The organism is Pseudomonas sp. o96-267, assembly GCF_003935465.1.
GTDB lineage: Bacteria > Pseudomonadota > Gammaproteobacteria > Pseudomonadales > Pseudomonadaceae > Aquipseudomonas > Aquipseudomonas sediminis.
On record NZ_RHQP01000010.1, the window covers coordinates 42,124 to 50,359 of the forward strand.

At 65.9% G+C, this 8,236-nt stretch carries 7 protein-coding genes; 4 read left to right on the forward strand and 3 right to left on the reverse strand.

Going from position 1 to position 8,236, the window contains the following annotated elements:
- The first annotated feature begins 13 nt into the window (after positions 1–13).
- The 4 genes from EGJ86_RS08970 to hutC all read left to right on the forward strand — a co-directional run bounded on the left by EGJ86_RS08970 (position 14) and on the right by hutC (position 5,493).
- A complete protein-coding gene (locus EGJ86_RS08970) occupies positions 14–1,339 on the forward strand; it encodes a YjiH family protein (protein ID WP_125834843.1) in 1,326 nt (441 codons plus the stop codon).
- Positions 1,340–1,377: 38 nt separating this feature from the next.
- Positions 1,378–3,039, forward strand: a complete 1,662-nt coding sequence (gene hutU, locus EGJ86_RS08975) for a urocanate hydratase (protein WP_125834844.1) — start codon at positions 1,378–1,380, stop codon at positions 3,037–3,039.
- A gap of 116 nt (positions 3,040–3,155) precedes the next feature.
- A complete protein-coding gene (gene hutH / locus EGJ86_RS08980; RefSeq protein ID WP_125834845.1) occupies positions 3,156–4,691 on the forward strand; it encodes a histidine ammonia-lyase in 1,536 nt (511 codons plus the stop codon).
- An 88-nt stretch (positions 4,692–4,779) separates the two neighbouring features.
- Positions 4,780–5,493, forward strand: a complete 714-nt coding sequence (gene hutC / locus EGJ86_RS08985; protein ID WP_106733253.1) for a histidine utilization repressor — start codon at positions 4,780–4,782, stop codon at positions 5,491–5,493.
- 59 nt (positions 5,494–5,552) lie between these two features.
- Here hutC and EGJ86_RS08990 read toward each other — a convergent pair whose 3' ends face one another.
- The 3 genes from EGJ86_RS08990 to EGJ86_RS09000 all read right to left on the reverse strand — a co-directional run bounded on the left by EGJ86_RS08990 (position 5,553) and on the right by EGJ86_RS09000 (position 8,052).
- Positions 5,553–6,212: an endonuclease gene (locus EGJ86_RS08990; RefSeq protein ID WP_125834846.1), complete on the reverse strand. Its 660-nt coding sequence runs from the start codon at positions 6,210–6,212 to the stop codon at positions 5,553–5,555.
- A gap of 384 nt (positions 6,213–6,596) precedes the next feature.
- A complete protein-coding gene (locus tag EGJ86_RS08995; RefSeq protein WP_125834847.1) occupies positions 6,597–7,475 on the reverse strand; it encodes an alpha/beta fold hydrolase in 879 nt (292 codons plus the stop codon).
- Position 7,476: 1 nt separating this feature from the next.
- Complete coding sequence (locus tag EGJ86_RS09000; RefSeq protein WP_125834848.1) at positions 7,477–8,052, reverse strand: TetR/AcrR family transcriptional regulator; 576 nt, start codon at positions 8,050–8,052, stop codon at positions 7,477–7,479.
- Positions 8,053–8,236 lie beyond the last annotated feature (184 nt).

An 8,236-nucleotide genomic window follows, 5' to 3' on the forward strand; every position in this document is an offset into this window, starting at 1 on the left:
CAGGAGCCGCGTCATGTCTGAGTCCCTGTCCTTGAGCGGCGGCGTATCGCGCCCGCGCGCCCTGGCGCGCCTGCTGGGTTACAGCCTGATCGGCCTGCTGCTGTTCTTCGTGCCGTTCGAGATCGCCGGGCGCTCGACCATCCTCCTCGACCACGCTGCCAGCGCCCTGCAACTGCATGCGCGACCATTGGTGATCGGCGTGGCGCTGCTGTTCATGCTCTACGGCGCGCTGGCGCCCTGGCTCGACGGCAGTTGGCGGCGCAGCCTGACCCACACGGTATTCAGCGTGCTCAAGGTGTTTGGCCTGCTGATCGGCGCCGCTTACCTGCTGCAGCTCGGCCCGCAGGCGCTGTACCAGCCGGACATGCTGCCGTTCCTGTTCGAGAAGCTGGTGCTCAGTCTGGCGCTGATCGTGCCGCTGGGTTCGCTGGCCCTGGTGTTCCTGATCGGCTTCGGCCTGCTGGAGCTGATCGGCGTGCTGATGCAGCCGGTGATGCGGCCGATCTGGCGCACGCCGGGCAAGTCGGCCATCGATGCCGTGGCGTCCTTCGTCGGCAGCTACTCGGTGGGCCTGTTGATCACCGACCGCATGTACCAGCAAGGCCATTACAGCGTGCGTGAAGCGGCGATCATCGCCACCGGGTTCTCCACCGTGTCGGCGCCGTTCATGGTGATCATCGCCAAGACCCTGGGCCTGATGGGCCAGTGGAACCTGTATTTCTGGAGCGCCATGGCGGTGACCTTCGCCGTCACCGCGATCAGCGCGCGCATCTACCCGCTGTCGCGCCTGCCGTCCGAGTCCACGCCCGAGGCGCAGCTGCAACCCGGTGAAAGCCGCCTGGGCAGCGCCTGGCGCGCCGGTATGCAGCAAGCCAGCAACGCGCCGTCGCTGGGCTCGGCGCTGCGCGAAACCTTCGTCGATGGCCTGCGCATGACCGCCGCCATCCTGCCAAGCATTCTCGCCGTCGGCCTGCTTGGCTTGCTCGCTGCCAAGTACACGCCGCTGTTCGACGCCCTTGGCGTGCTGCTCTACCCGCTGACCTGGCTGTTCGGCCTGGAAGAACCCATGCAGGTGGCGCGCGCCATGTCCGCCGGCCTGGCAGAGATGTTCCTTCCGGCGATGCTGCTCAAGGACGCCGACGTGCTGGTGAAGTTCGTCACCGCCATCGTCTCGGTCAGCAGCGTGCTGTTTCTCTCCGCCTCGATTCCCTGCGTGCTGGCCACGCGAATTCCGCTGAGCCTGGGCCACCTGCTGCTGATCTGGCTGCAGCGCACCCTGCTCAGCCTGCTGTTGGCCATCCCCTTGGCCTACCTCGCCCAATTTCTGGGTTGGCTCTGACCACCCACCACTGACCCGTTCCCACAGGAGCCCGCAACATGACCAAGTTCCGCGACACCGAAATCCGCGCCCCGCGCGGCACCACGCTCACCGCCAAGAGCTGGCTGACCGAAGCGCCGCTGCGCATGCTGATGAACAACCTCGACCCGGACGTGGCCGAGAACCCCAAGGAGCTGGTGGTGTACGGCGGCATCGGCCGTGCCGCGCGCAACTGGGAGTGCTATGACAAGATCGTCGAGAGCCTGACCAACCTGAATGATGACGAGACCCTGCTGGTGCAATCCGGCAAGCCGGTCGGCGTGTTCAAGACCCACGCCAATGCCCCGCGCGTGCTGATCGCCAACTCCAACCTGGTGCCGCATTGGGCGAGCTGGGAGCACTTCAACGAGCTGGACGCCAAGGGCTTGGCCATGTACGGCCAGATGACCGCCGGCAGCTGGATCTACATCGGCAGCCAGGGCATCGTTCAGGGAACCTATGAAACCTTCGTTGAAGCCGGTCGCCAGCACTACGCCGGCAACCTCAAGGGCCGCTGGGTGCTGACCGCCGGCCTGGGTGGCATGGGCGGTGCCCAGCCGCTGGCCGCCACCCTGGCTGGCGCCTGCTCGCTGAACATCGAATGCCAGCAGACCAGCATCGATTTCCGCCTGCGCAGCCGTTACGTCGACGAGCAGGCCACTGATCTGGACGACGCCCTGGCGCGCATCGCCAAGTACACCGCCGAAGGCAAGGCTATCTCCGTCGCCCTGCTGGGCAACGCTGCCGAGATCCTGCCGGAGTTGGTGCGCCGTGGCGTGCGCCCGGACATGGTCACCGACCAGACCAGCGCCCACGACCCGCTCAATGGCTACCTGCCGATCGGCTGGAGCTGGGCCGAGTACAAGGATCGTGCAGCCACCGACCCGGCTGGCGTGGTCAAGGCTGCCAAGCAGTCCATGGCTGTGCATGTACAGGCCATGCTCGACTTCCAGAAGATGGGTGTGCCGACCTTCGACTACGGCAACAACATCCGCCAGATGGCCAAGGAAGAGGGCGTGAGCAATGCCTTCGACTTCCCCGGTTTCGTCCCGGCCTATATCCGCCCGCTGTTCTGCCGCGGTATCGGCCCGTTCCGCTGGGCGGCGCTGTCCGGCAACTCCGAGGACATCTACAAGACCGACGCCAAGGTCAAGGAACTGATCCCGGACGATGCCCACCTGCACCGCTGGCTGGACATGGCCCGCGAGCGCATCGCCTTCCAGGGTCTGCCGGCGCGTATCTGCTGGGTCGGCCTGGGTCTGCGTGCCAAGCTCGGCCTGGCCTTCAACGAGATGGTGCGTTCGGGTGAGCTGAGTGCGCCCATCGTCATCGGCCGCGACCACCTGGACAGCGGCTCGGTGTCCAGCCCCAACCGCGAGACCGAGGCCATGCAGGACGGCTCCGATGCCGTGTCCGACTGGCCGCTGCTCAACGCCCTGCTCAATACCGCCAGCGGTGCGACCTGGGTGTCGCTGCACCACGGCGGCGGCGTGGGCATGGGTTTCTCCCAGCATTCGGGTATGGTCATCGTCTGTGATGGCACCGATGAAGCCGCCGCGCGCATTGCCCGCGTACTGACCAACGACCCGGGCACAGGCGTGATGCGTCATGCCGATGCCGGTTACCAGATCGCCATCGATTGCGCCAAGGAGCAGGGCCTGAATCTGCCGATGATCGGTTAAGACACGTTCGACGCCGGCCCGCTGGGCCGGCGCATCAATCACTGCACGTATCGCGACTTCAGCCATTATTCGGCTCTGATTCGCCAGGCGCGAACTCAACCGTGGAAGAACAGAACATGACCACCCTGAACCTGAAACCTGGCCAACTGACCCTGGCCGATCTGCGCGCCGCCTACCAGGCCCCCGTGCACCTGACCCTGGACGCCAGCGCCCATCAGGCCATCGAAGCCAGCGTCGCCTGCGTCAACCAGATCATCGCCGAGGGCCGCACCGCCTACGGCATCAACACCGGTTTCGGCCTGCTGGCCTCGACCCGCATCGCCAACGACGACCTGGAAAAGCTGCAGCGCTCGCTGGTGCTGTCCCACGCCGCCGGCATCGGCGAGCCGCTGAGCGATGCCATGGTGCGGCTGATCATGCTGCTCAAGATCAACAGCCTGGCGCGTGGCTTTTCCGGCATCCGCCGCCAGGTGATCGACGCGCTGATCGCCCTGGTCAACGCTGAGGTCTATCCACACATTCCGCTGAAAGGCTCGGTCGGCGCCTCCGGTGACCTGGCGCCGCTGGCGCATATGTCGCTCGTGCTGCTCGGCGAAAGCCAGGCGCGCCACAAGGGCCAGTGGATGCCGGCCAGCGAGGCGCTGGCCATCGCCGGCCTGGAGCCGATGACCCTGGCTGCCAAGGAAGGCCTGGCGCTGCTCAACGGCACCCAGGTGTCCACCGCTTACGCCCTGCGGGGCCTGTTCGAAGGTGAAGACCTGTACGCCGCCGCCAGCGTCTGCGGCGCGCTCAGCGTTGAGGCGCTGCTCGGTTCACGTTCGCCCTTCGATGCGCGCATCCATGCCGCTCGCGGCCAGCGTGGGCAGATCGACGCGGCGGCTGCCTTCCGTCACCTGCTGAGTGACAGCAGCGAGATTGGCCGCTCCCACGCCGCCTGCGACAAGGTGCAGGACCCGTACTCGCTGCGCTGCCAGCCGCAGGTCATGGGCGCCTGCCTGACCCAACTGCGCCAGGCTGCCGAAGTGCTCGGCGTTGAGGCCAACGCGGTCTCCGACAACCCGCTGGTGTTCGCCGCTGAAGGCGAGGTGATTTCCGGCGGCAACTTCCACGCCGAGCCGGTGGCCATGGCCGCCGACAATATCGCCCTGGCCATCGCTGAAATCGGCGCGCTGTCCGAGCGCCGTATCTCGCTGATGATGGACAAGCACATGTCGCAGCTGCCGCCGTTCCTGGTGGCCAATGGCGGGGTGAACTCCGGTTTCATGATCGCCCAGGTCACTGCCGCGGCATTGGCCAGCGAGAACAAGGCACTGGCCCATCCGCACAGCGTCGACAGCCTGCCGACCTCGGCCAACCAGGAAGACCACGTATCCATGGCCCCGGCTGCCGGCAAACGCCTGTGGGACATGGCGGCCAACACCCGTGGCGTGCTGGCCGTGGAATGGCTGGGCGCCTGCCAGGGCCTGGACTTCCGTGAAGGCCTGAAGAGCACGCCGGCGCTGGAACAGGCGCGCCAGGCGCTGCGCGCCAAGGTACCGTACTACGTCGAGGACCGCTTCTTCGCCCCGGACATCGCCGCCGCCGATGCACTGCTCGCCGAGCGCGTGCTGACGCCGTTGCTGCCGGCCGGTATGTTGCCGTCGGTAGGCTGATGCGCCTGGCTTGCGCCCGCTCCCGCAAGTGGGAGCGTGGCGCAAGCTCCGCTATCATCCGCGCACCGGGCATACCCAAGGAGCAGCCGTGACCAGTCCCACCCCGCGCTACAAGGCCATCGAGGATTTCCTCCTCGAGCGCATTCACGGCGGTGCCTATCCGGTCAATCACCAGATCCCGCCCGAGGAGCAACTGGCGCGGGATTTCTCCGTCAGTCGCATGACCGCCAACAAGGCGATCCAGAACCTGGTGCAAAAGGGTTATCTGGTGCGTCAGGCCGGGCTGGGCACTTTCGTTACCGACCGCAAGGCCGAGTCGCCGCTGCACGAGGTGATGAATATCGCCAGTGAAGTGCGCGGTCGCGGTCACGAATACAGCAACGAAGTGGTGCGCTGCGAAGCCATCGCCGCCGATGACGAAGTGGCCCTGCGCCTGGGGCTGCGCCTGGGTGGCGAGGTGTTTCACAGCATCCTCGTGCACCTGCAGGATGGCCTGCCGATCCAGCTCGAGGATCGTTTCGTCAATCCGCGCTGGGTGCCGCATTACCTGCAAAGCGACTTCACCCAAGTCACGCCCAACGAAGTGCTGGTCGCCAGTTGCCCGATCTCGGATGTCGAGCATGTGGTGGAGGCGGTACTGGCGGATGCGCGCACGGCCGAGCTGCTGCAGATCGACCCGGCCATGCCCTGCCTGAGCGTGATCCGCCGTACCTGGTCGGACGATCACCTGATCAGCTACGCGCGGCTGATCCATCCCGGTGACCGCTACAAGCTGCGCTCGCTGCACAAGCGCAGAGCGTAGGCTGTCCACCAACCGTAGGGCGATCCGCAGTGGTAAAGCCCCTCCCACAGTGATCGAAGTCAGTCGCTGATCAGCTGATCCACCAACGAAGGATCGTCGATAAAGCGATTGCGCGTGCCCTGCAGTACCTCGATCTTGTCGTTGCGCGCCTTCTCCTCGGCATCCGGCGGGTCCATGCGGTGCCAGGCCTTGTACATCGGCACCAGGCCGACGATGGGCAGGCCGTACTCGACATGCATGTAGAAGATCGCGCGGGCGATATTGCCCTTGGCTTCGCCCCGCGGCTCCACCAGTTGGAAGCTGGTTTTCAGGTCGCAGCCGATGTCGGCGAACTTGCTCGGCACGTCATCGCCCAGTTCGGCGAACTGGGCGTTGCGCCGTACCAGCTCGACGCGGGTCAGCGCCGGGTAGTAGTTGTGCAGGTCGGCGACGATGTACGGATAGCGCGGGTTCATGATGGTGCACTGGCGGTCGGTGACGCAGCGCATCGCGCTCTTGAGCTGCTTGCTGCTGTAGATCGGGCTGGCAGTCAGGGTGCCGCTTTCGCGGGCGAAGGTCTGGCCGCAGTAGAGCGTGGTGCCACCACTGCCGTAGAGCTCCTGCCAGAACGCCTGATCGATGGCCTGTTTGGCATCGTCCAGTCGGGTCTGGCCGCTGGCCAGGGAGAAGGTGCTGGTGCAGGTTGCCAGGCAACCGAGAAGCAAGGTGACTGCGCGCATACTCGAGCCCCAGTGACCGCCGTTGTCGGGGTCTGTTGTTTTTGTAGGACAAACTGCAGTCTAGCAAGACGTACGTCACAAAAAACATGGCCAAATGCTTTCGCCCAACTCGGGATGGTCAGGGCAAAGCGAGGCGGCTGACGAAAGGTGGTTCCGTGTAAGCCATGGCTTACACGATGTGCCGAATATCGCCACTGTTGGTTGATCTGGTACGGGCGTACTCTGCCGCACATGGATTCAGCGCAGGAAGCGCCTAGACAAACAGGGACACGCTGGACAGCCGCCAGGATGGTGAGCAGATCAAGGATGTCAGGACTACAGTCTGCAAGGCCCCGCAATCGCGGGGTTTTCTTTTTTCTGGCCCATGGATTTTCAGCAGCCTGCTCACGCCGCGCGTTGTTCGACGCGCAGTTGCTCGAACCAATCCAGCGTCTCGTCCCACAGGCGCTGCGCCGCCGGGCGGAAATACCCCATATGACCAATATTGCCCAGGCCTTCCGCCTGCGAGTCGAGCGTACGCGCCTGGTAGGGCGCGTTGACGTACGCGGCCATGAAGGCGTCGCGTGAGGTAGGCGGGGCCCACAGGTCGTCCAGACTGTTGAGCGCCAACATCGGCGTGTTCACCTGAGCGAAGCGCTCGGCCAGCCCCGGCATCTGCGGGTCGTCGAAGAAGTAGCGGGGGAAACGGCACCAGCGTTTCCACTGGCGGTAGACGCCCAGCGGCAGGTCTTCGCCCATGCCCAGCTTGCTCCAGGCCAGGTAGCCCTTGTAGCGCGTCATCAACGGGCCGATCACCCGCCACATGGCCAGCACGCGCACTTGCTCGGCCTTGGGCATCCAGCCGTGCCAGCCGGCGCCGGTGCCGAAGGTGTAGAAGCCGGCGACCTGATCATGATTGGGCAGCAGGCCGAAGGCATGGCCGCCGAAGGAGTGGCCGATCATGAACAGCGGACGCTCGGCGTGCCGGTGCTGATCCACCGCCGCGGCCAGGTCAAGATTGGCCCAGTCCAGATACTCCATCTCGAAACCACGCAGGCTGTCGGGCCTGGATTGGCCGATACCGCGGTAGTCCAGGGTCAGGGTGTTGAAGCCACGGCTGGCGGCGTGTTCGGCGAAACGCCGATAGAAACCTTGCGGCACGCCGGTAGCGCCGGCGATCAGCAACTGCGCCTGGGGGCGCTCGGCGTGGTAGCGCGTGGCGGCCAACGGATAGTCGTCGAGGGCCAGCAGGGGTTGGGTTTCGCGGCGAATACTCGTGCTCATGTCAGGTGGGCTCCATGCGGTGCTGGCGGGTCAGGTGCAGCAGGGTGGCGACAGCCTGCTGCAGTGGCTCGCTGCTGCCGGCGACGCGGGCTTGCAGCAGGCCGCCTTCGTAGAGGGCGATGAACAGGGTGGCCAGGCCCTGCGGTTGCGGGTAGCCATGGCGTTGCAGTTGCTCTTGCAGGGCCTCACGAATGGCGCTGAAGGCATTGGCCAGTGCAAGGCGCACTTCACTGTCTTCGGGGCCACTTTCCCGGGCGATGGCGGCCCGCGGGCAGCCGCGCTCGAAGACGCTGCCCTGCAATTGCTCGATGGCGTTCTGCAGCCAGGTGGCGAATGCTTCGAGAGGGTCGGACTGACGCTCGAACAGTGTGGCGAACCCCTGTGTGGCGCGCTGACCGACACGTTCGATGGCGGCCACGGCCAGCTCGGTCTTGCCGCCCGGGAAGTGGTGATAAAGGCTGCCCTTGGGCGCTGCGGCGCTGGCCAGCAGTTCGGTCAGGCCGATGCCATGCAGGCCCTTGCGTTGCAGGGCATCGATCATGGCGTCGATGAGTTTGTCGCGAGTGGTCTTGGTCATGGCGTGGATTATGTAGACCGGTCGGTCTAGTCGCCAGTGTCATTCAGGCCTCAGATCAGGGCATATCGGCACAGTGAAGCGCCCCCCCGGAGGGGGGGCGGGGGGGGGGGGGGGGGTGGGGGCCCCCCCCCCCGGGGGGGGGGGGGGGCCGGGGGGGGGGAGGGCGGGGGGGCCGGGCGGGGCC

Coding starts and splice junctions, on each gene's coding strand:
- EGJ86_RS08970 (WP_125834843.1), top strand. CDS start 14: ATGTCTGAGTCCCTGTCCTTGAGCGGCGGCGTATCGCGCCCGCGCGCC.
- hutU (WP_125834844.1), top strand. CDS start 1,378: ATGACCAAGTTCCGCGACACCGAAATCCGCGCCCCGCGCGGCACCACG.
- hutH (WP_125834845.1), top strand. CDS start 3,156: ATGACCACCCTGAACCTGAAACCTGGCCAACTGACCCTGGCCGATCTG.
- EGJ86_RS08990 (WP_125834846.1), bottom strand. CDS start 6,212: ATGCGCGCAGTCACCTTGCTTCTCGGTTGCCTGGCAACCTGCACCAGC.
- EGJ86_RS08995 (WP_125834847.1), bottom strand. CDS start 7,475: ATGAGCACGAGTATTCGCCGCGAAACCCAACCCCTGCTGGCCCTCGAC.
- EGJ86_RS09000 (WP_125834848.1), bottom strand. CDS start 8,052: ATGACCAAGACCACTCGCGACAAACTCATCGACGCCATGATCGATGCC.